This is a genomic window from Paenibacillus sp. MAHUQ-45 (assembly GCF_058133325.1).
In genome coordinates this window covers 66,775-92,617 of record NZ_JBYUPV010000012.1, presented here as the reverse complement: position 1 = coordinate 92,617, position 25,843 = coordinate 66,775, and the positions used below count along the sequence as shown (strand labels likewise).

19 protein-coding genes and 1 pseudogene are annotated in these 25,843 nt (G+C 44.8%); 11 read left to right on the top strand and 9 right to left on the bottom strand.

Going from position 1 to position 25,843, the window contains the following annotated elements:
* Positions 1-264: 264 nt before the first annotated feature.
* Positions 265-1,161, bottom strand: a complete 897-nt coding sequence (locus AC3Y23_RS22790) for a helix-turn-helix domain-containing protein (RefSeq protein WP_379203356.1) — start codon at positions 1,159-1,161, stop codon at positions 265-267.
* A gap of 269 nt (positions 1,162-1,430) precedes the next feature.
* Here AC3Y23_RS22790 and AC3Y23_RS22785 point away from each other — a divergent pair, with 269 nt between their 5' ends.
* From AC3Y23_RS22785 to AC3Y23_RS22770, 4 genes are all read left to right on the top strand, one after another.
* Complete coding sequence (locus AC3Y23_RS22785) at positions 1,431-1,895, top strand: nuclear transport factor 2 family protein (protein WP_379203354.1); 465 nt, start codon at positions 1,431-1,433, stop codon at positions 1,893-1,895.
* A 204-nt stretch (positions 1,896-2,099) separates the two neighbouring features.
* Positions 2,100-3,062 carry an AraC family transcriptional regulator gene (locus AC3Y23_RS22780; protein ID WP_379203352.1) on the top strand — a complete coding sequence of 321 codons (963 nt, stop codon included), beginning with the start codon at positions 2,100-2,102 and terminating at the stop codon, positions 3,060-3,062.
* A 145-nt stretch (positions 3,063-3,207) separates the two neighbouring features.
* Positions 3,208-4,104 carry an SDR family oxidoreductase gene (locus AC3Y23_RS22775; RefSeq protein WP_379203350.1) on the top strand — a complete coding sequence of 299 codons (897 nt, stop codon included), beginning with the start codon at positions 3,208-3,210 and terminating at the stop codon, positions 4,102-4,104.
* A 6-nt stretch (positions 4,105-4,110) separates the two neighbouring features.
* On the top strand, positions 4,111-5,295 hold the full coding sequence (locus AC3Y23_RS22770; protein ID WP_379203348.1) for an MFS transporter: 1,185 nt from the start codon (positions 4,111-4,113) through the stop codon (positions 5,293-5,295).
* 129 nt (positions 5,296-5,424) lie between these two features.
* Here the strand turns inward: AC3Y23_RS22770 and AC3Y23_RS22765 are convergent, their stop codons facing one another.
* Positions 5,425-6,003 carry an RNA 2'-phosphotransferase gene (locus AC3Y23_RS22765; RefSeq protein ID WP_379203346.1) on the bottom strand — a complete coding sequence of 193 codons (579 nt, stop codon included), beginning with the start codon at positions 6,001-6,003 and terminating at the stop codon, positions 5,425-5,427.
* A 233-nt stretch (positions 6,004-6,236) separates the two neighbouring features.
* Between AC3Y23_RS22765 and AC3Y23_RS22760 the strand changes: the two genes are divergently transcribed.
* The 3 genes from AC3Y23_RS22760 to AC3Y23_RS22750 are packed head-to-tail and all read left to right on the top strand — an operon-like array spanning position 6,237 to position 9,609.
* Positions 6,237-7,298, top strand: coding sequence for an AAA family ATPase (locus tag AC3Y23_RS22760; protein ID WP_379203344.1), 1,062 nt, complete (start codon positions 6,237-6,239; stop codon positions 7,296-7,298).
* Positions 7,299-7,300: 2 nt separating this feature from the next.
* The gene (locus AC3Y23_RS22755) at positions 7,301-9,109 is read left to right on the top strand and encodes a DUF2201 family putative metallopeptidase (protein WP_379203342.1); all 1,809 of its coding nucleotides are present in this window, start codon (positions 7,301-7,303) and stop codon (positions 9,107-9,109) included.
* Positions 9,110-9,138: 29 nt separating this feature from the next.
* Positions 9,139-9,609: a hypothetical protein gene (locus AC3Y23_RS22750; protein WP_379203340.1), complete on the top strand. Its 471-nt coding sequence runs from the start codon at positions 9,139-9,141 to the stop codon at positions 9,607-9,609.
* A 358-nt stretch (positions 9,610-9,967) separates the two neighbouring features.
* On the opposite strand, the gene AC3Y23_RS22745 is transcribed toward AC3Y23_RS22750, so the two are convergent.
* Positions 9,968-11,083, bottom strand: a complete 1,116-nt coding sequence (locus AC3Y23_RS22745; RefSeq protein WP_379203338.1) for a slipin family protein — start codon at positions 11,081-11,083, stop codon at positions 9,968-9,970.
* 1,086 nt (positions 11,084-12,169) lie between these two features.
* Positions 12,170-13,402: a flagellar hook-associated protein FlgL gene (flgL, locus tag AC3Y23_RS22740; protein ID WP_379203336.1), complete on the bottom strand. Its 1,233-nt coding sequence runs from the start codon at positions 13,400-13,402 to the stop codon at positions 12,170-12,172.
* A 587-nt stretch (positions 13,403-13,989) separates the two neighbouring features.
* Here flgL and AC3Y23_RS22735 point away from each other — a divergent pair.
* Positions 13,990-15,402 carry a PQQ-dependent sugar dehydrogenase gene (locus tag AC3Y23_RS22735; RefSeq protein WP_379203334.1) on the top strand — a complete coding sequence of 471 codons (1,413 nt, stop codon included), beginning with the start codon at positions 13,990-13,992 and terminating at the stop codon, positions 15,400-15,402.
* Between the two features lie 211 nt (positions 15,403-15,613).
* Here the strand turns inward: AC3Y23_RS22735 and AC3Y23_RS22730 are convergent, their stop codons facing one another.
* Positions 15,614-15,946: a hypothetical protein gene (locus AC3Y23_RS22730; protein WP_379203332.1), complete on the bottom strand. Its 333-nt coding sequence runs from the start codon at positions 15,944-15,946 to the stop codon at positions 15,614-15,616.
* A gap of 305 nt (positions 15,947-16,251) precedes the next feature.
* The gene (locus AC3Y23_RS22725; protein WP_379203330.1) at positions 16,252-18,171 is read right to left on the bottom strand and encodes an oxidoreductase; all 1,920 of its coding nucleotides are present in this window, start codon (positions 18,169-18,171) and stop codon (positions 16,252-16,254) included.
* Positions 18,172-18,380: 209 nt separating this feature from the next.
* Between AC3Y23_RS22725 and AC3Y23_RS22720 the strand changes: the two genes are divergently transcribed.
* Positions 18,381-18,917: a TetR/AcrR family transcriptional regulator C-terminal domain-containing protein gene (locus AC3Y23_RS22720; RefSeq protein WP_379203328.1), complete on the top strand. Its 537-nt coding sequence runs from the start codon at positions 18,381-18,383 to the stop codon at positions 18,915-18,917.
* 375 nt (positions 18,918-19,292) lie between these two features.
* Here AC3Y23_RS22720 and AC3Y23_RS22715 read toward each other — a convergent pair whose 3' ends face one another.
* A complete protein-coding gene (locus tag AC3Y23_RS22715) occupies positions 19,293-19,985 on the bottom strand; it encodes a helix-turn-helix domain-containing protein (protein ID WP_379203326.1) in 693 nt (230 codons plus the stop codon).
* A gap of 171 nt (positions 19,986-20,156) precedes the next feature.
* Here AC3Y23_RS22715 and AC3Y23_RS22710 point away from each other — a divergent pair, with 171 nt between their 5' ends.
* Positions 20,157-20,522, top strand: coding sequence for a hypothetical protein (locus tag AC3Y23_RS22710; protein WP_379203324.1), 366 nt, complete (start codon positions 20,157-20,159; stop codon positions 20,520-20,522).
* Positions 20,523-20,737: 215 nt separating this feature from the next.
* Positions 20,738-20,827 (top strand): annotated as a pseudogene (locus AC3Y23_RS22705) (IS3 family transposase); the annotation flags it as partial.
* 331 nt (positions 20,828-21,158) lie between these two features.
* On the opposite strand, the gene AC3Y23_RS22700 reads toward AC3Y23_RS22705, so the two are convergent.
* Entirely contained in the window at positions 21,159-23,573 is a 2,415-nt protein-coding gene (locus tag AC3Y23_RS22700; RefSeq protein WP_379203321.1) for a DUF2357 domain-containing protein, read from the bottom strand.
* Positions 23,545-25,785 (bottom strand): MrcB family domain-containing protein, encoded by a 2,241-nt coding sequence (locus AC3Y23_RS22695; protein WP_379203317.1) that lies wholly within the window; start codon positions 25,783-25,785, stop codon positions 23,545-23,547. The genes AC3Y23_RS22700 and AC3Y23_RS22695 overlap by 29 nt, the downstream gene beginning before the upstream one ends.
* Positions 25,786-25,843: the final 58 nt, after the last annotated feature.

Genomic DNA, 25,843 nt, shown 5'->3' with positions numbered 1-25,843 from the left:
ATGCAATTCGTTATGACCACATCTATAGTTTCAATTTACCTTGTGTTAAGAATTATATTCTCTATATCTCACGATTTTAACGACATTTCACGCCATTATTCTTTCAATTCGCGCCAACCTGGGCATCATGGAGTTAATAATTGCACAGCTGAGTTGGAACCCATTATAGAAAAGCAAAAAGACACAGAAATGTGCTTCCGTGTCTTTAAGAAAGATAAACTTATGATCCGAACGTAAGGCAGCTTCGGATAATCCTATCCTCACTCAACCCTCAACAATAGCCATTTCAGCAGCGTTACGATGCCTCATTGCAGATGGGGGGATCCCGTACTTCTTCTTCCAGACTTTTGAGAAGTGCGAGACATTCTCGAAGCCTGTAGCGTAACAGACTTCCGTGATGGATATTCCGGAATGGGTTAATAGCTCCTTAGCCTTCTCTAACCGACGATTACGAATCCATTGTATTGCAGGCTCATTATAGATCTTCCGAAATTCCCGTTTGAAGGTCGATAAGCTCCTGCCGGACAAATAAGCCAGATCCTGAAGCGATACGGGGTTAAGCAGATTCTTCTCCACCACCTCGACAATACTTGTAGGACGTTGCTGTCTCAGCTGCAGAATTTGGTTCAATAACCCTTTGTCCGCATCCAATATATCAAATAGAAGCTCCAGCATTTTCAGCTTAATTAATTCGTCTTGAATGGCCTCTGGCTTGTCAAAATAAGGCTTGAGTGATGCAATATAGCTTAACAGGCGCTCATTCACCGAATGAACAGCCGTTGGAGCAGGCGATGTAGTTTCGGGAGAAGGAAGACTGGATATTTTCATAAATTCATGCAGCAATTCATCCTTCAGAAAGAACATCATGTAATCCAAGATATGTCTCGAATTCTCTTCCCCATACTTCTCATACTCGACGGCGATGCCTTTATGCAACAGCACCATTTCGTTTTTTCTCACCGCATATTCCTGATCACCATATCTGATGATGTAGACCCCTTCCAAAACAACTAATAGAACATGATCCTGCAGATACATTCTCCCGGTCTGAATGTCAGAATAGCCGCATGCCCCCATGACCGATAGTCCTTTCATATTAAGCATGCTAACACTGGCTATACTCTGAGGCATTTTCACAGCCTTTGTAATTACTGCCCCCATTTGCCTCACTCCTTATCTGAGTACAAGATAACACAAAGCCCCCATGCCAATCCAATGGGACAGCACTAAAATTTACGGAAGCATGCTCCGGCACGTAACAACTGTTCCAATTTATCGGTTCGAATGAGCCGAATTGACAACTAAAATGAGCTGCACGACAAAGCTTTACAACCTCGGCTCGGTTACTATAAGGATAGAAGTTATGCAACAAACAAAGCATATGCAGAAAGAACAGATACAAACAAACTACAAGAAAAGGTGTGGGAAAAATGAGAGAAGTACAAAAATTAACCCTTGAAGAAATTGCTGACCGTGATGCGATCCGTGAACTAGTTGATGCCTATGCATTTTGTGCAGACACAAGAGATGCTGAAGGTCAAATGTCACTATTCACTGAAGATACGCTATTTAGAGTATTTATGGATGAGCGTCAGGCAGAACCAGACCAAATCATTAACAGTAGACAAGATTTGTTCCCTGTGTTCGACAACCTGAACACCTATACCTCCACCATGCACTTTAATGGCCAAAGTAAGATCACCTTGTCTGGTGATACTGCAACTGGGACAACCTATTGTTTTGCTCATCACTTAACAGTTGATGGCGATAAACAAAATTTGATGGTGGCAACGATCAGATATTTCGACGAGTTCGTCAAAATTAATAATACCTGGTTCTTCAAAAAAAGAGATCTCAAGGTTGCATGGGTTGAAACTAAACCTCAGCATAGCTAAATCGCCTGTATGACTATTTTCCCCTGAGTCTTAGTTTACTAGTACGTGTGCTCAGATTGTTATAACAACTCAAAACACCTGTCGATACCGGACTCTTATTGCCCAGTATTGACAGGTGTTTTAGTTTGTAACGGCGAAAATTTATTGTTAGACTCACAACTCTTCTATCCACTTTTTAGTTGGTTAGGGAACAGGGGAAAACTCATGAACAAACATACATTGGTTTCGACTTCGAAAAGTAGCGACAAGGAAGCACTTGCTGTTGAAACTGTTCGCTTGGCAGGCCTTATCAGCGCCCAAACCCCATATGAAGGGACTTTCGAGAAATGCATCCCCGGCCTATCCGTCAGTCGATATTCGCAAGTAAACGAGAACTCTGTAAAATCATTTGACTTGCCCTCTATGTTAATTGTAGCCCAAGGTGCTAAGTCAGTGACCGTAGGGCAAGAGGTCTATCGATTCCATCAATCGCAAATCCTTATGCTTCCTGTGGCACTTCCTATTGCTTTGAAGGTCACACAAGCTAGCAATATCGAGCCTTATTTAAGCGTAAAACTGGTTCTTGAACCGCAAAAAATTGCCGAATTAGCCCTCAGGGTATATCCAAAGGGTGTACCTGCCGTAACGAAGTGGGGCGCAGGTTATGTACTAAACGCCGACCTAGGTATGATTAGTGCTGCAACAAGACTGGTGGAATGTGTGACCAATACCAGTGATGCCGAATTACTGGGCCCCCTAGCCATGGATGAGATTTTAATACGAGTTCTACGCAGCCCAATTGGATCTAGTATCGCTGAACTTGGCTTTTCAGGATCGGAAGCACACCGGGTTACAAGAGCCATTACCTGGCTTCGTAATAATTACGCCTATCCAATGAAAGTTGCAGAACTGGGTGAGATGGTACATATGAGTGAATCTACTTTTCGAGTGCATTTCAAATCTATTACCTCAATGAGTCCATTGCAATACCAAAAAGCGCTTCGCCTGCATGAAGCAAGACGGTTAATGCTCTCTGAATCAATGGATGCGACAATAGCATGTTATCAAGTAGGTTACGTTAGTCCCTCTCAATTCAGCCGGGATTACAGCCGTTTTTTTGGAAGCCCACCCAAGAGAGATGTTTTGGGGTTACGTCAACAAGTAACGGATGATTCAAACCTCCATTGAAATAGGCAATAAACGAAGCAGAACAGGCAATCATCAAGACGCGATGGATTCTAAAATGAATATAACCTTGTAACCCCGAACTCCGATCGCAAGTAGATCGTTTCGGTAGTGCAAGTAAATCCTATATTCGATGGAGGGTCTCATCATGCGTATTTTTGTAACAGGAGCAACTGGTTTTATCGGCTCTGCCGTCGTAACCGAATTGTTAAACGCAGGACACGAAGTGATTGGCCTGGCTCGTTCAGATGAAGCTGCCGACTCTCTACTTAAATCCGGAGCGCTCGTACACCGTGGTTCTTTGGATGATCTGGATAGCCTGAGAAGCGGTGCAAAAGCATGTGATGGTGTCATTCATACTGCTTTCAATCATGATTTTTCGAATATGGCAGATGCCGGACTAACAGACCGCCGTGCAGTTCAGACTTTCGGTGAAGCACTTGCCGGCTCGGGACGCCCTCTGGTTGTGACATCCGTGATTGCTCACCTTGCACCAGGACGAATTGGAACAGAGAAAGACTCCCCTGATGTTAGTACTGCTGGGAGGCACCGAATCGCTTCGGAAGAGGAAGCTCTTTCCTTGGTTGAGAAAGGCGTGCGTGTATCCGTGTTGAGACTTCCTCCTTCGGTACACGGTGCCGGTGATCGTGGCGGCTTCGTTCCGGCGTTGATTAATGTCGCTAAGCGGACCGGTGTTTCCTCATATGTGGGAGAAGGTTCAAACCGCTGGTCTGCTATACACCGATTGGATGCTGCAAGATTGTTCCGACTAGCACTTGAAGCCGCTCCTGCAGGTTCCAAGCTGCATGCGATCGGCGAGGAAGGTGTCCCTATTCAGGAGATTGCCAAAGTAATAGGTCGTCGCCTCGATATTCCTGTCGTTAGTAAATCTGTTGAAGAAGCTCCTGCTCATTTTGGTTGGCTGACACATTTCGTTTCGCAGAATGTTCAGGCTTCGAGTAAGTTGACTCAAGATTTGCTTGGGTGGAGGCCTGAGCATGCAGGTCTTCTGAGTGATCTTGATAGGAACTATTTTAATAATTGACCTATCATGACTAATCCAAAAAATTATACCTCCATGACAGTTATTTTGTGCTGGGCAGGCATGGTTATCATGTCTAGCCTGTACGTTACCATTCCACTTATTCCTTTGTTCTCGGATATCTTTAAAATATCTTCCACGCAGGCTGCGACTGCTGGCAGTATTTTCTCATTGGGTTTCGCTATAGGTTGTCTTATCTATGGCCCAGTATCCGAAAGGTATGGTCGTAAGTATGTAATTTTTAGCGGTTTAATTGCTTTGGCCTTCATTTCTCTGTTCATTGGCACGGTCCGGGACTTTTCTTGGATTATCGTACTAAGGGGATTACAAGGGGCGGCTGCCGCGACGTTTTCCCCGGTTGCACTAGCTTATGCTGTTGAAATGTATCCAGCGCAAAAACGAATGACTGCGATCGGATTCATAACCACCGGGTTTATGGTTGCCGGAATTGTTGGTCAAGTGCTGAGCGGAATCATGAGCCAACATTATGGATGGTATTCGATCTTTTATTTGCTGGCAGCCTTATATTCGCTTACTGCCATCCTGGTATTAAAATTTCTGCCTAAAGGGAACTATCAGAATGACAATTCCAGTATTCTGGAACCGATTCGGAACATGGGAAAAGTCTTTGCCCGTAAGAAACTCCTGCTCGCTTATTCGGTAGCGCTTGTTCTCTTAATGTCTTTCGTTAGTATGTCGACCGCGCTGGGAACCTATTTAAGCGGCCCGACATTCGGACTTAACAAACAAGGAATTTTATATGTTCGTTCTGTTGGCGTGTTGGGAATGCTGGTTTCCCCCTACGCTGGACGACTTGCTGCACGTTTCGGCAACCTGAGGATATTACGTGGTGCGTTACTATTAGCCATGCTTGGACTAGCCTCATTGGGATTAATCACTAACTTAACGTTACTCGCCGTAATGAGTGTTATCTATATCGCAGGCATAGCACTTGTAGGCCCAGTTCTCATCTCGCTTGTGGGCCAACTTGGGGGCCAATTACAGGGCATTGCAGTATCGGTTTATACATTCATCCTGTTTGCAGGAACGAGCCTAGGGCCAATTATTGCAATTCAGTGCATGAGAACGGGCAGCTTCCCGCTAACCTTTATCCTGTTGGCACTTGTGCTGGGCATTGGATTTGGGGCCGCTTGCCTGATTCGTAACGAGGTTTCTAAAGAGGTAGTAAGCTGATGAAGTACAATTGAGTGCAGAGTAAAAGATAAAGCCGCCGGAATCGGCGGCTTTTCATGCGGGTGCTATTAAACTTCATCTTGTTAATACTGGACTCTTACTGACGCCGATATCAGTTGATAGATTGATTCATGATTGTCTTTCCCCTTTTTCATCAGACTTCAAGACCGAACAGCACACAGGCGGCACGTGCTCAGCCAACCAGACCTCATTCCCCGCGTAATAGAAGGTGATGCCTAATTGCTGTGCGCACTGAGTGTCCACTTTAAGGATGGCTAACGCTCCTCTGCGGCTCCCAGCCAACGTTGCAAAATGAGTTCCTTCAGATAAATGAACATACTGCCTGCTCATCGGCCTCAGCCCTTCTTGCAGGATTATAGGGAGGGCCTTCTGATTCGTACCATGGTAGAGCAACGCTGGAGGCTCACCGGGGGCATACTGAATTTTATCGTGACTATGACCATACCTCGCTCTGATTCGGTCATCCCTAATTTCAAAACGCTGTTTGTCCGATTGACGAACCACCTGCTCAATATCCGCTAACGTAACCCCTGACCACTTATGTTGGGCTTGAATGGCTTGCAGTAAGGCACTCAGCGAACATGATCCGTCCACCGGGTCTAAGACTATGCCAAACTCTCCGGGAGCATGGCGAAGAATCTTGGTCATTAACTTGCTTAAGCTTTTTTCTGCAGCTTGATTTAACATCTACCTTCACTTCCTAAATTCCTTTTTTAATCCAGCTTCTATTAACCGCATTATACTCTGATGTCATCTTAGGGAGCGGTAATTTTTGATTAAAGCTGAAAAATACAGCCTGTATCTAAGCAAGGTTAGCCTATGAATCTTTAATTTATAACCATTCTTTATCACCAACACCATAATTATCGTATGGTATCATTACTTTAACGTTTAAATATGGAAGGAATCAACAATCAGCAATGAATATCTCTACAACAGTGTCATCTAAACAGATCATGGATCTATTATTAAACATCGCCGTCGCACGTCCAGTTTTCATCTGGGGACCTCCGGGAATCGGAAAATCCTCCTTAGTCCAGCAGTTCGCCGATCAGGTGGGATTGCCCTGTGTCTCTCTACTGGGAAGCCAGCTTGCACCCGAGGATCTCATTGGCGTCCCGCAAATTATAGATGGAAAAAGCAGGTTCTGTCCGCCAAGCATCATCGCCCGCGACGAGCCCTATTGCTTGTTTTTGGATGAGCTTAACGCCTGTACTCATGAGGTTCAGAAAGCCTTTTATAGCTTGATCCTGGAGAAACGTGTCGGGGAATACCACCTCCCGGCAGGCTCTATCGTCATTGGCGCTGGAAACCGTGCGCAGGATAGCGCTATCGTCAAACCCATGTCATCCGCACTGATCAACCGCATGTTTCATGTGCAATTAAGAGTATCTCACCGTGAATGGTTAGCGTGGGCATATGAGAATGAAATCCACCCGCTAGTGATCCAATATATAGAGACTCGTCCAGACCATCTTTGGGTTCAACCTCCGAAACACGAAGAACCCTTCTCCACACCAAGATCCTGGCATATGCTAAGTGATGCGTTAAAAGAATTCGGTGACGGCTTGCAGCCTGAAATTTTAGATATTTTGGCCACAGGTTGTCTATCCCCTCATCATGCCGGGCAATTTAAAGCCTTCTACAAACAAACTAATAATAAATACAAACTGAATGCCATTCTGGAAGGTGAGCTCCATTGGCCTAATGAACCAGAGGATCGGGATGTGCTGTACTTTATGGCACAGTCCTTCCGCGCACATCTTATTAAAGAACTGCCGGAATCCAAGTCCAATCTTACTGAGCATCATAAGCGACTTGCCCACCGTTCCAAGGCTCTGATTAAGAACTTAAGCACCATCAGTCTCGAAATCGCTCAACTCACGGTTGCGCGAAACGAGAACGGAGAAAGTCTGCCGGATTGGTTCCTAGTTGAAATTGTCCGCGACTTGCCACGCCTCGTCCAGAAGAAGGAAGTCTAACTATGGCGAAACCTAAGTCCAGAGAACTTGATCCCGCTACCAAAGCCTATAACGAAGGTCTTCAATACATTACTGAACATCCCATGTTCGCTCCGCTTGCCTTACACGCTCATTTTATTCGCCGGGAAGGAAACCAATGTCCGGAGCACGGCTGGGCTGTCACTACTAGTGACGGCTTTATTCATGTGCATCCTAAGCGAAGAGGGCTGCCAGAGGAATGGGTGTACATTCTTGCCCATGCCTTGCTTCATCTTGGGTTTGGACATTTCCGGACGATGGAACGTCAGGATCTATGGAATGCGGCATGCGATGCTTTTATTGCAAAATTTCTGTATGACATGAAGCTTGGGCGACCTCCTGCGGCAATGGACGGACGAATCGAATTGGCAGCTAAAAGTGAAGAAGAGTTATATGACATCTTCGTAGAGCGAGGACTCCCTCCTTCCTTCCACAATCTCGGTTCTGCCGGACACGGATTTCAGGACATGCTCTTGAATCCCCGCAATACGGGATACTATTGGAGCAGTCGCCAAGTAAATTGGCAGGATTGTCTGGGAAAGGGATTATCCATGGCTGTCACCAGTGCAGTCAATGTCACCGCAGGATACGAAGAATACCTGGGAGCTCAGAAAGAAGTCCTCACGCTGGCTCTAAAAGCCCGTAATTGGTTCATTAGCAGTTACCCGCTGATGGGAGCGATGGCTGCCGATTTCACCATTATTGAGGACCCCATTCTATGCAATAGATTGTCCATCACTGTAGCCGCTGTAGATGCTGAGGCCAAAGAAATCTATATGAACCCCGCAGCAGGCCTCGACGAGCAGGAATGCCGGTTCGTGCTGGCACATGAATTTCTGCATGTCGGGTTAAGACACCATGCCCGCGCTGACGGACGTGACCCTTATTTATGGAATGTGGCCTGTGATTATGTCATCAATCAGTGGCTGATGGAGATGGGGTTAGGTGCTTTCCCTAGGATTGGTGGGCTCTATGACCCGGAATTAAAGGGTTTGTGTGCCGAATCGATCTATGACCGGATCGTCAACGATCTTAGGCTGTATCGTAAAGTTGCTACCTTTCGGGGAATGGGCCTCGGAGACATCCTGCCGCCGAGCAAACCTGATTGGTGGGAACGGAATGATGGACTTGCACTTGATGATTTTTACCGGAACTGTCTCAGCCAAGGCCTTGATTATCACTATGATCAGCATCGCGGGCTGCTTCCGGCAGGACTTGTAGAAGAAATCCGCGCATTGTCTCAGCCCCCTATTCTATGGGATGTTGAGCTTGCGAAATGGTTCGACCACTACTTCTCGCCAGTGGAGAAGGTCCGAAGCTATTCCAGAATCAGCCGTAGACAATCCTCCACCCCCGATATTCCCAGACCTCGCTGGATACCGGACGCCGGGGACGAAGATGGTCGTACATTCGGTGTTGTGCTCGATACCTCCGGTTCCATGGATACCAAGCTGCTTGGCAAAGCCCTGGGTGCCATCGCCAGCTACAGCCTGTCCCGAGATGTTCCCCTGGTACGTGTAGTATTCTGCGACGCTGCCGTCTACGACCAAGGGTATCTCGCCCCAGAGGTTATCGCAGATTGCGTGTCCATCAAAGGCCGAGGAGGCACCATCCTCCAACCGGGAATCGATCTGCTAGAGCGTGCAGAGGATTTTCCCAAGAACGGTCCCTTATTGATCATCACAGATGGCTACTGCGATAGAGTGAGCATTCGCCGTGAGCATGCATTTCTTATTCCTAAGGGCCAGAGCTTACCGTTTGTACCGAAGGGGAAAGTTTTTCGGATGGATTGAATATTAAATAATCCCGCAGAGGTGAACCTATGGAAGAAACTACTCTAATAAGAGGTTTTCATTCGTTGGCAAGGAGATATTGCATAACAAAAATTGATTATTGGGGCAAAAAGTATAATAAGTTAATCGATCAAGGAAGGGATCGAGAACCCGACGGAATCGACTTCTCTCTTGAAGCCAAGAAATTATTCCCCAGATACATTGTTTTGGAAGCTATCTTAGCTGAAATGGAAGGATATATACCCGAAGACTTTGACTCTTTTGCAGAGGCAAAAGTCATGATCATTCAGGTTATAAATGAAGCCGTTAGTTTTATGACAAAAGCAAATGACGATGATAATGTTACAAGAAACACAATGCTTGAAGAGAGAAGTAGCTTTGTTTCTTATCTTGAGAATGTACCTGCAGTAAAAATCATGAACCAGCCATCGTTATTCTACAGACGGAAGTTGTCCGTGCAAGAAATAGAATTACTTTGGACTCAACTAAATGATATATGAGCTATAAAAACGAGAGGTTCCTGGATACCGCTTAATGATAGTCAGAACGAACACGTACTAGCTTTTATGGATGACTATTTTGATTCAGAAGTTGGCTATGAACTACTACGTAAGATTTTGAAAGATCATGGGGTTAATCATGTTAATGAGTTAAATCGGATTCTAACTATGATGACGGAATAATTTAGTGTTTTGATTTAACAAAAAGACCGAAAAAAATCATCGAGCCAATGATTGTGGCTCCTACCGGAGCGTTTGCATCAGCCGCTCGATGTGTTCAAACTAAGCAGGATTTATTAATACTAAATGCCCATACTCCCTTTCTTTTGGAGACCCTTAAAAAGGTTAATAATTCCCCCTAATTGCTTCCCACCTTTCTCTCCCCAATAAGAGAGCTCAACCGCTCAAGCAGATCCCCACCACCTGTTAAAGAGATGGTTCCGACTTTCTCGCAGATTTTCTCTAAGAACTCCAGCTCTTTCAGTCGGAACAATGTCTGGTTCTCGTCCATCAGCTTCGCGGTATTCAGCAGGCTGCGAGTAGATGCCGTCTCTTCCCGGCGAGTGATTAGATTGGCCTGAGCTTTCTTTTCCGCCATTAGAACGGTATTTAAGATCTCTTTCATTTCACCCGGCAAAATGACATCCTTAACTCCCGCACTCAGGAACTGTACGCCGAACTCTTCAGCCTTCTCGCTCATACGAGACAGGATGAACGACGCAGCATCCTCCTTCCGTTTCAACAAATCGTCCAATTTAAGCGTTCCGACATACTCCCGCAGCACGAGCTGAAGCTGGATATGAATTTGCTCGTCGAACGATTTCATTTCCAAAGCGCGCAGCGGGTTTACGATCTTATATTGGCAAACGAAGTTCAGCCGCAGCGTAACTTTGTCTTCTGTCATGATCTCTTGGCCGATAAGATCCATTTGTTGTTGTCTTAAATCAATCTTCTTGACCATAACCGACACCGGGCCTTTCCAGAAGTAATACTTTCCGGGAGAAACCTCACGCTGCATAACATGATCATAAAATAAAAATCCGGATTCGTGACTTCCGATTTCGAAGGTGTGCACATGGGCTGTGAGCTTCGGTAAAATGGAACGATCTACCTCAGCAGACAGCTCAGGCTGTCTGGTATCTACATGCAAAAAGGTATGTTTTTTAAGTATGTTCCAGAAGGCATAGATACCAGGCTTAAGCAGATGTACGAATTGCCCGTCCTCGTAATGCAGAACATATTCGTGGTCTTGCACTCGTACGATATTAAGTTCTCGAGCGAGGTCTTCATCGTGAAGGAACAATTGCAGCTCTTTGCCCTCTACAACGAACGGTTTCGCGATATTCAGTACGACAACTGTGCTTTGTGACCACGATAAATACTTATAAGTTCCTGGAAGGAGTGTCTTCATATAACTTCCTTTATGAAAGAGCAGACCGCGCTGGTCAGCTTGAATGGTTACCTTGTTTAACATCTTCGTTCCCCCTTAATGGTTGCGACCATTGGATGAAGAATCCCACTGTGGCTTTGGCGGAATCTCGTTTTAGCTGGACTTTTCTGCGAGTGATCCTCAAGGATATTGGGGAAAAGGCCTAACCAAACTTCAGTCGTCCTTCTTCCTCCTCCGTCCAAGCGAATTCCCAGGAGTTTCGTTCCAGCGGTATCCACAGATTACAAAGCCAGCCTACAGTGCGCTCAAAATAGCCGCTAGGGATTCTATCCTTTGGTCTTTCTTTTGCTCAATTTTTGCTCGATGGAAATCGAGAATTCTACCAGAATCGCTCCCTAGGCGATTGGGGAATCGAACCCCGAATAGTTGATTCATACCGATCCGGATCGTACAGGATACCGTAACATAACATGTACGGCACTGCGGGATAAACCGATATCCCCGCCTCGTTACGTCCGTCCGAATAAGAGCCAATGTGTCTTACAGGTTCTATAATCGCTCATTTCGAGCTAGAGGAACATGGTGAAAGTATTACGATGGGGATAAAGTTTGTCGTTTTGACCAAATTCGTCTCCTGCTGCAATGGGAGTGAGTGTTGCGTTTGAAGAGGATCAATCTGTTGACGAGGTGTTTGGTGTAAAGAAAAGAGAGTTTGGAGAATCCGCTTTTGATTGAACAGATAACCGATACCCTTAATAAAAATGTAACAATAGGTGTTTTCCAATTCTAATGCTAATTAGAAGTTCAAGAAAGTCACCCTGAAGCTACTCAGATTTTTAAAAGCATCCTTAACCATGCTGATCTAATCGAACCAGACTCGTTTGACTTCGTCTCCATGATTAAATGTGTCACGACGATGCCACCAGTCGCCATACTTTGAAGTTCTCTGGCTCTTTTAATGGAAACGATCTTTCCCAACGTTTTCACTTCCCCTTTTGTTATAACGGGATTGGTGTACTTTCTAAAGATTTTATCTAATAGAGGACCAGATATGTTATACATTCTAAAACTTGCAAGGAGGGTAGATACTAATCCGTTACGTAGTGGGTACGTCTAAATGACAAAATAGGACGGCTAACTTAGCCGCCCTCTGTAGGCAGGAAACTATAATTATTTAGATGAAAGAAGGGATAGGACTGATTGTGGTAGCTGGTTGCTTTGAGCCAGCATAGCTTGAGCGGCTTGAGTCAGTATATTGTTCTTGGTGAACTCCATCATTGCCTTAGCCATGTCAACATCTCTTATACGTGACTCCGCGGAAGTAAGATTTTCAGCCATATTGGTAAGATTGGAATTTGTGTGCTCCAATCTATTTTGGGTAGCACCCAACTTGGCTCTTCCCCCAGATACTTTGGATATTGCAAAATCAGCTAACTGAATCGCTTCTAAAGCTTTATCTTTAGAGTCAATTGCTAACCCATTAATGCCTAAACTGCTTGTCCTGTAATCATCTATTGCAATTTTAACCGACTGTCCTGAGTTAGCACCAACTTGCAACGCCAAGCTGTTGTCTATTGCCGGAGCTCCGGGATGGGCGGGAATTGCTGAGTTATTGCCCGGATGAAAAACAACATCTCCTTGGTGTTGATTACCAGGAGCTGTGTTCGCATTTGATGCGCCACTTATGTCAAAGGTAATCCCATTCACACTATAAATAAGATTAGGATTATTTAAGGTGACAACTGTGCCACTTGATTGTCTGTGTATGGTAAGTCCGACAGGAGAGCCGTTTAACCAATCAATAGAGAGTGAATAATTTTCTTCCGTATTTATATGTTCATTAGGGTTTAACCGAACAACTGCACCATTAACACCAATAGGAATATCCCCGTCCGCAATAGTCTTACCGTTTCCCCCAGTCGACACATCAATACTAGAACTTGGTGGAATTGCTGGAGTTGGCGGAGTTGCAGGAATAACGGTCATTGAACCATCTAACAGCTTTATCCTATTAAATTCAGTTGTACTACCGATGGTATGAATTGAATCCTTTAACTGTGCGACCTCCGATTGTAAAAAACTCCTGTCCTCATCTGTTAGTGTTCCATTAGCTGACTGGACAGCTAATTCTCTAATCCTCTGCAAAATGTCCCCAATACTTCCTAACGCACCTTCAGCCGTTTGTATCAGCGATATTCCATCCTGAGTATTACGACTAGCTTGAGTCAGACCTCTAATTTGTCCCCTCATTTTTTCTGATATAGCTAGTCCGGCCGCATCATCAGCTGCTTGGTTAATACGCAAACCCGACGACAGTTTACTGATTGCTTTGGCGGCATTATCATTATTTTTTTGTAATTTATTATTAGTCTGTAAAGCTACAGGGTTATGAGCTATTATCATGATAATTCCTCGCTAACATGGAATATTTCCCCTTAAATTATTCAATATATGCTATTTAGACTTATACTTTCTACACACTACGTGTTGTCCAGTACGTGTAAACAAAATTAAGACTCCCCCTACTAAAGAGAAAATAAATGGTACAACCGTTAATGTTGTTCCCGCCCCTCCCATTGAAAAGCCAAATAACAAAAATAACCTAGTCTATCCTTGTCTTTCTTAACTACTTTTGTCTTTTGTGAAACAGTCTGTGTTGTCAACGAGATCCCTCACCTATGTAATATTAACTCCATAATTCGAGGCGTTATTATGTATGTAAGGAACTTAGCGGCGAAATGTTATGCGCTATTCGCATATTGTCACCACCCATAATATTACATCGGCATTCCACACCCATTTTATTAGCACTAAATACCTATATTTTCTCGATTTAGAAATTGAAAGTAATAATATTTCAATTAATTACATAGTAGGATCATCCCTATATTCCCTTAGATGTGACGAGGTATCTCTAACCTCAACCCGGTACTAATAAAACAGATCACATCATATTCTTAAAAAGATGCCAACAACCGGGAGGGTTTTCTTTGAAAAAAGTTAAAGTCAGTCTACGGCCTATTGTTAGTGGGATAAACATGCCTACTGTTGTAAAGACAGCAATCCTTCCGGGTGACTCCGTAGAAAGCTTATTTATTGTAACCCAGGTCGGAGAGATCTTTTATATTAGAAACGGAGTGATCGGGACTTTTTTAGATATTCGCCAGCGAATCTTAAAACTAGGCAGCTCCGGTGGTGGATACGATGAACGAGGGCTGATCGGTTTAGCTTTTCATCCCCAATTTTACTATAACGGTCTATTCTATCTCCATTACTCCGTAGCTGGAAGCCAAGGTCCAGTTGCTTTTTCTGAATCTTTTAAGCCTAACCCGTGTGATCCCAGCACTTTAAATCTAAAGTGGGACAATAGAGACGTAAAATATGATCATATCGATACCGTTGAAGAATGGATTCTACAATCGAATGGTCAACCGCAAAAACGGCGCTCATTACTTAATATAAGAAGACCCTTTTTAAATCATAATGGTATTAATACCTTAAACTTCTCACCTGAAACAGGAAAACTTGTTCTAACGACCGGAGATGGCGGATCAGCCTATGACCCCTTTAATTTAAGCCAGGACATTATGGAAATCGCCGGTAAAGTCATTGAAATTGATGTAGGCATACATACTTTAATTGATAATCCAACCGTTGTTACACGTTTCCATGAGCTGCCCGAACCTATTCAGGAAATGCTTACGGTCATTGCCAAAGGAGGACGTAATCTAACGGGCATTTCATTTCAAAGGTTTAATAATAAGTATATTAAATACGTAGGGAGTGTCGGACAGGATCTGGTCGAATCGATTTTTTCATTCGTTCATTATCAACCCATACCAGTTACTCAGCTTGTTCAAGCTTCTATGATGGGATCTGCGTCTGACCAAGAAGGATTTATTAACTTTGGCTGGCGAGGGTGGGAAGGTGCTTTACCGACTGCCGTACCGAGAGGCTGCCCTGGAAATACAGCTTTGAATGAGAAAAATATTGCCTATTTCGATGAGGCTGTGACTACTTCAGCGCTTCGCCTTCCGCCTTTAATTAGTTATTATCATGAAGACCCCCGCCCAGGTAAGTTTGCAGGAACTGCACTCACAGGCGTTCAGGCCTATAGCGGGAATGAAATCCCCGATTTAACGGGGAGCGTCGTGTTTAGCGATCTTGCTCGGAAACAATCAGCGCCTCCTATTAGGGGAGTTTTAGCTTATACCAAGGTAAGAGCAGATTGTAAACCAAGTGATTACAATATTATTGAAACTGATTATAATTTCGGGTCTCAAACCGCTTATTATGTTAGTTTAGGAACAAATCTGAATCAATCCCGGCTATTTTTAGGGGTGTATAGCTCGATGAAAGTGGCCGATGCTAATCAAGGCACTGTTTTTGAGATTGTTCCATGAATCTTTTTGAATATAGTCGGGGGTAAATTCGTGGCTGTTAAGGGATCGGATTATAAAAGCCAGCCTGTCTCGCGTATGCGATTGGGCCGGCTTCTAATTTTATTGGATGCTCGAAGAGCTCCCTTTGATCGTCTTGCTTCATGGATCCTAAGTCCCACCTACATCCCTATTAACTCTCCTGTAATTCGCTAAACCAGTCAGACTTATCTTTCTACACTCTACGTGCTGTCCAGTACGCGAATACAAAAACTAAAATTCCACCTACTATAGTGATAATAAAGGGTACAACCGTTAATGTTATGCCTGCAATCGCCAAACCTCTACCACTAGATGATTTTCTTGCTCTAATACCTAAGGGCAAACCAATAATTGATAAAATCCCTGACATGACAATAAGAGCCATTCTTGGTTCACCCATTGAAAAGCCAAGTAACAAAAATAGAATTGAAAAAATCCCTGTAATTAATGAAACGATAGCTGAACCTAGTCTATCTTTTTCTTTCTTAACCACTTTGGACTTCTGTGAAATTGTCTGTGTCGACAAAAAGACCCCTCCATTTTATGTATGTATTATTATCCATTTTAAAATTTAGCGCCGAAATGTTATGCGCTATTCTCACATTGTCACCACCCATAATATTACATCGGCATTTCACATCCATTTTTTTAGCACTAAATACCTATATTTTCTCTATTTTGAATCCGAAGTAATTTTGTTCCGGCTGTTTCATGGTAGAATTGTCCCAGCATTTCCATCCTGTTTCTTTAATATCTCGGTAAAAAAAATGAGAGGCTGCCTCATAGGCAACCCCTCTGAATTTCGTCATTATCTATCCGTACCGACTATACCTATACTGCTAATCCGGCTTCAAATCCATCTTTTATCGCATCAATGGCTTGTTTAACCACTGCGGAGTCTCCCACAACCTTCACGTCAATTCCCATATCCTTAAACTCCTGGCTCAACGTATCTACAGGTACAGCCCCTAATGCAAGAATGATAGTATCTAGCTGCTCCACCCGGAGTGGTTCGCCACCCTTTTCATAAATCACAGCATCAGGAGTAATCTCCAGCACTTTCGCGGAGGTGATGACTTCTACATGATGTTTATCAATACTTTCAAGCAGATAGTGGTTATTAAACACAAAGCCATCTTTGGCAATAGCGTCCTGCATATCCATTAGAACCACTTGTTTTCCATGTAAGGCAAGATGGTCAGCTGTTTCTGTACCTACCAAACCGCCGCCGATCACAGCCACTCGATTGCCAACATCTACTTTACCCGCTAAAACATCAAAAGCCAGTACCACATTGGGGTTGTCCGCTCCCTTGATGCGAGGAACGATTGGTTTGGCACCAGTGGCAATAATTACAGTATCCGGCTGTTCCTGCAACACCAGGTTACGATCCACAGGTGTGTTGTAGCTGATTTTTACGTCCAGCTTTTTAAGCTGGTTCTTTTGCCAGATGGTAAAATAGTTAAGCTCCGTTTTGGTAGGAGGAACAGCAGCTAGAAGCCATTGACCACCCAGCCTGTCAGACTGCTCATAGAGATGAACATCATGGCCTCGCTGAGCTGCGACGATTGCGGCCTCCATGCCCGCCACACCTCCGCCGGCAATCAATATTTTTTTGCGCTGCGCAGCCGGCTCTACGGTAAATTCCTCCTCACGTCCTGTGACAGGATTGACTAAACAAGAGACTGGGGAATAGGAGGCGGCGCTTTTTACACAGCCCTGTAGACAAGCAACACAGTAGTTAATATCATCCAGCCGTCCCTCTCTCACTTTGTTAGGAAACTCAGGATCAGCTATAGACGCTCTGCCCATGGAGATTAAATCGGCATCACCCGATGCCAAAATGCTTTCTGCAACAAGCGGGTCGTTAATCCGTCCCGCCACTGCTACCGGAACAGATACCACTTTTTTGATCTCCCGGGATAACTCCGCTGCAAAACCATGTGGCAACGCTGCGGGCTGCACGGTGTAAGGCGGGGTGTCATTGGCTACTGAAACATCCATCATATCGACCCCAGCGTCTTCCATCAGCCTTGCCAGAGCAGCGGTATCACGTATGGTCAGACCGCCCTCCACATATTCTTCGGCTGAAAACCGGTACAAAATGGGGAATTCACTCCCCACCTGGGAGCGCATCTCCTTTAGAATCTCCAGTGCAAGACGAGCCCTGTTGGCAAGGGTGCCGCCATATTCATCCGTGCGCTTGTTGCTGGTAGAGGAAAGGAATGAAGCAATGAGGTATCCGGCATGAGCATGTTCGGTAATCATGTCAAAACCGGCCGCTTTGGCACGTCGTGCGGCTTGCCCGTATTGACGTACAATTTCCTGAATTTCCGCGACACTCAGTTCACGCGGCGTTTCTAGACTGCTGATCCCCTTAATAGGCGAAGGTCCTACTGGCTGAGAGCCAGTGATAGAGCTGCTTGCCGCCCGACCAGCATGGTTGATTTGTATGGAGATTTTGGCACCGGCTGCATGGACTCGCTCTGTCAGTCGTGATAGACCCTCTATGTGATCGTCAGACCAAAGGCCGGGCTGTCCCGGATGTCCTTTTCCCTCCACACACACCACACTCTGCTCTACCGTAATCAGGCCCCAGCCGCCCTTGGCACGGGCCTCGTGGTAGCGGATAAACCGCTCAGTAACCATACCATCCGGGGTACAGTAGTTCACCACCATGGGTGGAACGATTAGACGGTTTTTTAATTCTACCTGACCTATTTTAATAGGCTGAAACAATTTTTCGTACATAACTATGCCTCCTATTTGTATATGAAAACGGTGTCATTTTTCCTTTTGCTACACTCAACCTGCAGCCCGATCTCGAACTCCTTGGAATAAGTATCATCGAGCATGGCTGCTGTACTCTGCTTTACATTGCATACCCAACACAATATAATAGTGACATTATTCGACACTCTAGCACGGCTTAAATTTCATACAATGTGAAGGTAAACAACATGAATGTGAAGAAGCATCTGTATAATGCCATATTTGATTTAATGCAAGAGCATCGCATCGATCAAATCTCCACCGACATGATTCTGAAAAAAAGCGATATATCACGTGCGACGTTTTATCGTTATTTCAAAGATAAATACGATTTGATGAACTGGTACTACGCTTCCTATATAAAAGAGGAACTCTTTCACTCCGAAGATAGCTGGGAGCAGATATGCAACAAATCCGCTGAGTTTATTTATGAGCGAAAGCTCTTTTTCCAGAACGCCATAAAATACAAAGGACAAAACTCATTTATTGAGTTCATACAAAAGTATTACCAGGATTTTTGCACTGCCATTTATGCTTCAAGAAACAAAACTCAAGAAATATCCACGGAGCTTAAATTCGCAATTGATTATCATTGCGCAGGCACTGTTCAGATATTCATTAGCTGGGTAAATTCGGATATGGAGCTCTCGCCGAAGGAATTGGCGGCGTTGCTTTGCAATAATATGCCCGATATTCTAAAAATCGGACTTAACGCAACTGCATAACCACATACCTGATTCAGTTCCTGTTGCTCAATAGTTGTGATGTTTTTCACATAACTGGCCGCAGCTACTTAGTTCCGCACATCATATTCGCAAGCGCCGATTACCTCCTTTTCTAAGGGTGTCTTGCCGTGAGCAATTCCAGTCTATTCTGTTATGTAACACTTTAAAAGAAACAAAATGAGTGTTTTGTCTCTTTTAAAACAAAGCACTTATTTTGTATTTCCGAACCAGTAACCTTTTTCCCTGTCCGTCATCTAATTTCCCCTGCATTTTCTGATCCCGCAGAACGTTTTAGCAGAGAAAGAGCCGAGGAAAACAGGAAGGAATCCCCGCTTCTCGCTCGGCTCGTAATAAACCGCAGCAATCACTGGCAGTTTATTTCATAGGTTTAATTAATTCATTCCCGTGAACATCTAATAATTCGTAAGCCTGACCTACCATTTCTTTATCCTTACCGTACAAGGGATTAGTTTTATCCCCTACCCCACTTCTGGTTGTCATATAATTCAATTGATGTACCATGAATTCCGAATTACATAATACTATAGCCTTTTTGCTGCACGTTATCACACTCTGCTGAAGCAAAACCGCTTTCTCAACTACTTCAGGAGAAAAAACAACAGGATCCCCGTCCGATGCTTTCATGTCTCTGTGATCAACGAGAACACTTAATTCTCCCTCCGCAAAGTTAGAGACAATGCCTTTCCATATTTTCGATATATAATCCACATTTGCTCCGGTTAGTAATCCTTGTATCTGAATAGTAAGTAGCTTTTGGTCACAGTCCAAATGATACTTGAATCGTTCGGTAATTGGGACTTCAACATCTTTCTTTAAAAAAGCAGGATTGCTTGAAAACCGCTCACTTGAAAACAAGTATTTCATTGGGACGTTAAGCCCGGCTGCAATCTTCTCGATGTTAACTAAGCTGATGTTACGTACACCACGTTCCACTCCACTTATATATGTTCGATCCAGTTCGGAGCGATGCGCCAGCAGTTCTTGCGAGATTCCGCTACGCGCACGCAGTTCCTTAACCCTGTTTCCAAACTCAGCAAGTATATCCATACAACAACCTCCAACTACCTCTTCTATATGTAAAATAAAGATTTGAATATGCATTCTTGAAATACTTTTGCAGAAATACAATCTATGTGACTTATAGTCCGTGGAATGATTAATCATTCGTACCGTATAATTAGTTAAGTTGATTTTTAAGACAATCAGGAGGAATACATAATGTTCACAATCAATTACGATCAAGAAAAGAATAGGCTATATATCAAAATCTATTCGGTTACCAAGGATAATGTTCAACAATATGTCGATGAGCTTACCGACAACCTTAAAAAAGCAAAACCTGGATTTACCGCCATTGGTGATTTATCCGAAGCCAAAGTCCTCGCCCAAGATGTAGCGCAAGAACTATCCTCCTCCAATGAACTTGTCGTAAAGTACGGCCTTTCAACGGAGAAGAGCTGGGCCACTGTCACAACTAGCTCAATTTATAGAATGCAACAGAAACGGATGTTTGGCGGATTCATCAAGTTCTTCGATACTGTTGAAGATGCTCAAGCTTACCTTGATGGTCCGGAAACAAATTAATATAAAATATTCATTAGCGAATAACCGCCCTTAGTGGCGGTTTTTTTTCATTGGCGCTTGCCAAATTCAGTTCGGATATCCATAACTCATAACTTACAGACCTTAGCAAACCCTCTAAGCTAAATATCGGACAGCTAGGTCAAAAGTTGTAGATTTTTGTCGTTAATTAGTAGATATGGCTTAAAATCTGTGGGAATAAGAGATTCTGAGATCCTATGAATTATTACACTCACAAGCGAATCAAGGCAAAACTAAAAGGCATGAGTCCGGTACAGTACCGAACTCATGCCCAACGAATCGCCTAATCATATAACCTGTCTAACTTTATGGGTCACTTCAGATGTTAGACGGTCTTTTAATTTATCAATTATGATTTTGTGGGGGGGCTTCGAGGCCTCACTTATGTGTAGCTATTTCAAGAACATAACGCAAGGGATAGCGGAACAAAATCCGATAGTTCCATTAGCTCACCTGTCAATCTTTCACCAGCTTATCCTGCATTCGCTTGCTATTTGACCCTTAGCGTTAACGGATGTATAGAACCGCTGATAAAGGTACCCCTGACACTCAGAACACCAAATCCATTTTTCTTATAATCCAGCCCAAGCTCCGCGATGTTCTCGTGAATCCAGAACTTTAAATATTCCGAACCTCCACAACCTTCCCTAAGTCCACATACTGCTTATGATCCAGCTTCACCTTTACCCTGCCCTTGCGGCGCTTCTCCCTCCATTCCCGAAGATCTTCCTCAGTCTCCAGGCGAAGCTCCGCAATTTCAAGCGCCCGGTCCAGGATATATTTTCTTGTATAGAGCACTGTGTAGATTCCCTGTCCCCCTAGTGCAATAGGAGCTGCTACCTCCTCCCATTCCTTAATCGAAAATCGGACATACAGCTCTTCCTCCGTCCCCGGACGGCAAGGAATTTCTTTTATCTCCTTACGCCGTAGCACCTTCCAATCTGTAACTTTGCCTACCCAGTGAATACCCGTTTTGGCAGGATCAAAGAACTTTTTACGCGATTGGCACATCGCCACGTACTCGATCTGGGTGAGGATTTTGACGTCTGAAAGGTTCTTTAACGGCACATGGTAAAAAGAATGCTTCCTCGCCGCCTCCACCTGCGCCGGTCCCCGGACAGAGCCGACAAGCACATTTTTGCCCGCCAACTGGTTGGCATAATACTCTTTCGTTCCGCGTGGACGTGTGGAGCGTTCGTAAGCTTTTTCCGGACTATCTTGAATAATTTCATCCAGGAATTTCTCCACCAGGCTTGTGGAATTCGGCAGAAACGGCAAGGCGCCGATATTCAGCAGCTCAATACTTTTATAGAAATGGTGGGTCTTATACCGCTCCTCGTCAGGGTACGGAAATAACACATACGCGCCGAACATGCTTCGTTCATATTCCCCCGAGCCTTTCTCTTGATACACAATGGCGTCCCGATAGCGGTGCATCGTATTAATGTCGTCCTCTTCAGGCCCAGGTTGTCTATACTTTTTCTGGTAAGAAGTATCATCATAAGCAGGATTTAAGCGGTATTTGGCATCAAAAACATACTTATATTCTTTGATTTTGCCAGCATCCTTCTTCTTCAGTGTTAGAACATTATCCGGTCTCTGACTAAGCGTCGGTGTCTTATCCGAGTCAGGTATCGCATTGTAATACAAGATGAACTGCTCTCCATTCACCGGATTCTCGTATACCATCTGCGCGCTGCGCGATTGATCCAGCGTCACAAAAATCCCGTTCCGGTTCACCTTAATAATATCCTGCTTCACCAGCTTATACTTCCGCCCCAGAAGCTGATTCAGCTTGAGGAAGCACCAATACTCATAGAGCTGGGCGACATCCTTCATGGATAAGCGGAATAGATCACCCTGAATAGACAGGCCTTTAAGCAGCATGAGGTAAAAACGATAGACTTCGCGGTATCCCGGTGCCATCTGCAGCACCAGCGTAACGGACATCTGCTTCAGCTTCCCTGCCTCACGCAAGAAATCCATCTGAAGCACCCGCTCCAGCTGGGTAAGCATCGTGTCAATTTTTCTAAGGATTAATGGATCTTGGGTCCGGTTGTTCAGCTTCCAGCGACTCTTAAGCTCCTTCAGCTTCCCATGAAGACGTTCCAGCATCCAGCGGATGAACCGGTTCTCATTCGTATCATAGGCGAGGCGTCTGCGTGTCTCCAATAAATGTGTAGCTGTGTAGCTCCGGCCATCAATAGTTAAGAATCCATGATTCATATCTTCTCTCAGCCGTTCCGGATGCTTGGCGAGCTCGCGGATATTCTCTCTTCCGGCCTTTTTGACCCGATTGGCATCCACCAGCCGGCGGTCCTGGAGCAGCGCGTAATTCGGATTCTTGTTAATTCGCTCAACGGCATCCAGGAGCTGTTTAAATACATGCTGTAGTATCGTAAAAAACTCCGTCAGGCTCTGATGCTGCGTCTCCCGCAGGCCTGTTAATTGGTAGGTTTTGCGCAAAAAATCAAAGGCCAAATTATAAATCTGCTCATTCACTTCATTCAGAATGTTCTGGTAATCCAGCTTGTAATCCATCTTCGAGGGGAAAATCTCCATCTCCACACGAAGCAACGTCTGCCCCTCACCCCGGATTTCCCATTCCGTCAAGCCGACTTCATTCCCGAAATTCAGCGCACCGACAAGGAGCGAATCCCCTAAAGGCTTGATCGCCTGCCGCAGCAGCACATTATCATGGTAAAAAGATAGGTCTCCTGAGGTCTTCTTTTGAATCACCAGCTCATACGACTGCGTCTCATAGAAACATGGAAACGTAGCTTCCTCCGAACTCCACTCCACCATCCCGTTAGCTTCAGGTGAAAAGACTTTGATCTGGACATCACCCAGTCGTTCGGAGCACACAAGTCCAAGCTGCGCATTCACCCACTCCTGACCCGTAGACCGATGAAGCTGTAATGTCTCTACCGTAGGATGATAGGGCCGTCCTTGAATGAAAAGCGTAAAAAGCTCCGTGTCCACACGAAGCAATTCCACTGCCTGTTTAAGAGAGCCAGTACGAGGTGAATCCATCTTCCTCCAGCCTCCTAAGCATAAAAGCCAATTTACGTGCACTTTGTGGATGTACAGCCGTAGGCGGAGTTTGGCCAGCAGCCCACTTCATATAGAGCGGGGAAACGTCGTCCATAAGTTTAGAGATGTCTACTGTAACATCAGATCCGGTGCCAAGAGCAACCTTCATCAAGTTCAGCAGGACCCGGCGCACCGTAGAGTGGCTGCCTTGGATACGCGGCAAAATCTTTTGCAGCAGCTGCCAGTCAAACGCCTCTTCTTCACCCATCAGGTTGTACCGATCGTTATAGATCATATAGAAGCAAATCGCATCCCGGACCCGGAAGCCCACATGAGCGTGAATGTCCTCCAGCAAGGCGTTGATCTTCACCAATCTCTCTGTCGTCCGAACAACGAGCTCCTTGTTGGTATCATAGGCATCCACTAGCTGCAAATAATCGGAACGCAGAAACAAATGGTTCAGCTCAGCAAGATTAGCGGGATCTTCCGCGTCTTCCTGCTCTTTCATGTCTGGATACTGCTGCAGGTTGATATAATTGAACTCCAGCGTGTTGGCGCGGTCGAGTACCTTTTTGCTAAAAGGATGCGTCGTCTCGTCCATATTCACCGTCCCGATCAGGAACACATTCTCCGGGATACCCAGGCTGCCATACTTCACCTGATCCTCAGGCTTATCCAGCAGCGTAGAAGAGATAAGATCTTGCGTGCGAATCTTCCCTTCCTGCTGCCAATCCTGCGTCTCCAGCACACTTAACAGATCACTGAAGTAATGCTCCACTCGGGCCAAATTCATCTCATCCAGGCAGATAAAATAAGGCTTATGCCCATTCTCCGGCTTCCGCGCCTCTACCAATACTTCCGTGAGCGGACCCGGCTTGAACCAGCCCGACAGATCCTTGTACCCCAGCAGATCCGCAGGATCGCTCCAATCCGGTCGTACCGGGATCAAAGTAAACTGACTGTTATCTCCCGTTGCACCAAGTGCCTCAGCAAACAGCTTCACCAGCCGCGTTTTTCCCGTGCCCGATATGCCAGCCAGGATGACAAAAGGCTTGGTCTTCAGGGAAAGGTAGAAGTTCTCGATGAGGTGTTCGGGGAAGAAGAAGCCTTTGCGGCGGATGTGGGATTGGATTTGGTGGAGGATGCTTGTTAACTGTCCGTCATTTAGAGGCTCGGCTTGTTGTGGCAATGTTTCCACTTCCTCGTTATTGGCTTCATTATTCGTAGAGGTCACAGTATCCACGTATAGACGGTAATCCTCTATAATATTTTCAAGGTCTCGAATCAGTTGCGCATCATTCGGAACGACTCCTCTTTCATACTTGATGTAAGCGACAGTAGATACCTGATAGTCTTGGCCTAGACCGCTACTCACCAGATGGATATCCTCATCCTTTTTCATATGGGCAAGAGGCAGGAGGTCCCGAATCTCTAGCGTACGGTTGCGCAGATAATTATAGCCCTCTCTACGTCCCATCTCTTGAATGGGCACAGTCACCCCTTGGTTGAACGTAAGATAGACGGCACTCATATCCTCAGCGAACAGATACACAACATACTCTCCACGTTGAGTCGTTTCCGTGATCCGTTTATCCAGTATTGCAAGCCATGGAACTGTTGCCCAATTCCCTTGTCCAACCGATCCTTGAATTTTATATTGATCGTCTAAAAAAGGTAGCTTTCTAAGCTCAGAAGGAAGAGTCTGCCGAAACAAAGTACCTAGGGAATGCCCCGCAAATGTCTCTCTTTTGGCAGAAGTATACTCCGACATGATCCCTTCAAGGTAACCTTGTAAGGAAAATTGTTGCAAAGCAGAGTTATAGGCTTCCAGTTCATCATTGGCAAGCCTCTCCAATTCTGAAAGCTCCTCTTCCCCCAGTTGTCTTTGAATCTGGCTATGAAAACCTATGGTGTTATCTTCTGAATTCACAAACAAAACTTGAGAAAGCGCACTAACAGGACTGTTAATGATATCTTTAAGCTGACTTTTGGATGCATCCCTCCATAGCTCCCGCCCTGGTGGCTGATCGACCCGGCTACCTCTTTCTTGCTCAGCTATAAAGTAATTAAGGAATCTCTCTTTAACGCGATCGAACGAAACCCTCTCCTGATTAGTTGATCTCAGTTCTTCAATTAGGGCTAGGATCAGGACCATCTTGTATGATTTTTGCTTACGCTTGAATATCTGTGTGATTGACTCCGGTAATGGCATGTTGTCCTCCAGGCTTGTTAACGATTTTTAGTAGTCGTAGTGATTTTTTCTACGTGAA